This is a genomic window from Natronolimnohabitans sp. A-GB9 (genome assembly GCF_030848565.1).
Lineage (GTDB): Archaea > Halobacteriota > Halobacteria > Halobacteriales > Natrialbaceae > Natronolimnohabitans.
Genome location: NZ_JAVDDV010000058.1, coordinates 1 through 1,459 on the forward strand (window position 1 = coordinate 1; position 1,459 = coordinate 1,459).

Genomic DNA, 1,459 nt, shown 5'->3' on the forward strand with positions numbered 1-1,459 from the left:
TCGACTTCACCCTTCTAACCCGTGATATCAGCTGATTAGATCGCTCTTCAACAGAGAATATTATTCTAAGATAGAGGGTTTTATTATCTGTAATGTAGAACGAATAGTTGCATGCCGAAAGATAATAATACAAGCCTGAATCGACGGAACGTACTCAAGAGCGTTGCGGGAGCAACTGCACTCACTTCCTTTACTAGTACAGCGAAAGCTCTCCAAGGGTCCGCAAAGAACGATACCCTTGCGGGTTTGACGAGTACCGAGACGTTTGAGCGACTCGAGTCGGAGCTTGGGTCCGTCTCAGTCGACGCCACCGAAAGTCGCATCGTCGAGATTGATGATCGGACTATGCGAGCCGAGCTCGAGACCGAGTACGGAACGATGGGAGCGATCCGAATCGAAGGAGACGACGAGACGCTCGACATCGCGCTGCTCGACCTCGCCGACGTGAAGGGGCAGGCTCTTCCTGACCACCTCGAGGGTGCCGGGGCGGCCCGCAAGGAGACCCAACCCCTCCTGTTTACGACGAGCGACCACGACCAGGTCCACTTCCGTCGGGATGCTACGGAGGCAGAGAAGCGAATCCTCGCTCGGAAAACCGATATCCGATACGCGAACCTCGAAGCCACGTTCGAAACGGAGGTTGGCGGTTTCGTCGTTGCCGCTCACGACGGAACAGACGCAGGCTACACAACCGTCGAACTCGACGGTGCGGAATATCGCGAGGTCGCGCCCGGGCAGATCAACGGTGCCACGGTGACCCGTAACGTCCAGCCGCAATCATGTACCTGGGATTGCACCCGGTGTCTCGCCAAGGCAGGAAAGTGTACGGGCTGCTGTCTCGCGGCGAATGTTGGCTGTATCGCGTGTATCATCTGGCAGTGTGGCGTCGGTGCCTCCGTCTGTCACGACTGCTACGACTGCCTCTCCTGAGGCAGGTGAAGCGCCGCCGGTTACCGACGCCGAGACTGTCGTGTGGCTGTGACGCGACCGGACACGTTTGAACCGATCCGCGTCTCGTGATGGCACCTGATACCCGAGCCGTAACCTCCCCCTGAGAGGTAGCGGAGTTGGCGTCTTTAGGTCGGTCGTTAGCGAGCGTGAATACGGGAACGTCCCGACACCCTCGGCACCGCGGCTCTTCGTCATCGGCCAGGGGAGGCGAGGCACAGCACCGATAGCAAAAACCGTTGCGCAGGCGCGGTGGCCGCTGATTGATGGGACACGTCAACGGATCCACCCGATCTGGGTCGCTTCGGCTTGGCGGTTACTGTCTCCACCGACGGTCCCGTCTCATCGGCCGGCACCACTTATGGTCGCGTCTCGTACGGATCCGTCCGCTCGCTCGCTGTCACTCCCCCGAGCACGCCGGATTCCAGCCGATTCTCTAACATCGGCTGTGTTGAATCACTAGACGGCGTAGGGGAAGGTCAGTAAATCGAAAGAGTTGAAGCGGGAAAAT

The 1,459-nt window shown here is 58.6% G+C and carries 1 protein-coding gene; it reads left to right on the forward strand.

The window, feature by feature from the left end; translation table 11 throughout:
* Positions 1-345: 345 nt before the first annotated feature.
* Complete coding sequence (locus RBH26_RS21255) at positions 346-930, forward strand: hypothetical protein (RefSeq protein ID WP_306760365.1); 585 nt, start codon at positions 346-348, stop codon at positions 928-930.
* Positions 931-1,459: the final 529 nt, after the last annotated feature.

Excerpts from the sequence above, each read along its gene's own strand:
- RBH26_RS21255 (WP_306760365.1), top strand. The coding sequence starts at position 346 with ATGCGAGCCGAGCTCGAGACCGAGTACGGAACGATGGGAGCGATCCGA.